Source organism: Clostridioides sp. ZZV15-6598 (genome assembly GCF_020657705.1).
Taxonomy (GTDB): domain Bacteria; phylum Bacillota; class Clostridia; order Peptostreptococcales; family Peptostreptococcaceae; genus Clostridioides; species Clostridioides difficile_F.
Window position 1 is genome coordinate 1 of sequence record NZ_JAGWCS010000336.1, and the last position, 401, is coordinate 401.

General features: G+C 29.2%; 1 protein-coding gene. It reads left to right on the forward strand.

The features are described from left to right. The coding region (locus KGF50_RS21915) for a permease (RefSeq protein WP_227850000.1) at nucleotides 1-365 on the forward strand (365 nt) is incomplete at its 5' end. Nucleotides 366-401: the final 36 nt, after the last annotated feature.

Sequence of the window (401 nt, forward strand, 5' to 3'; positions counted from 1 at the left end):
TATCAGTATTACCTTATTTAATAATAGGAGTACTGGTTGGTTCTTTAATGTATAATGTTGTGCCACAAGATGTCATAGCTAAATATGTAGGAGACAGCAATTTATGGGCTGTTCCAATAGCTGCTATATTAGGTATTCCTCTATATTTAAATTCAACAACAATTTTACCAATAGGAGTTGCACTTTCAAGTGCAGGTGTAGGGTTAGGTCCTATAATATCTTTAATTATAGGTGGAACAGGTGCTAGTATCCCAGAAATAATTTTATTAAATAAATTATTCAAAAAGCAGCTTATAGTAGCATTTATAGTAGCTACATTTGTAATAGCTATTAGTGCAGGATATTTAGTTCAATTTATTATGTAATTTAACTAAAAAAGATATTTGTAGGTTTTACTATAT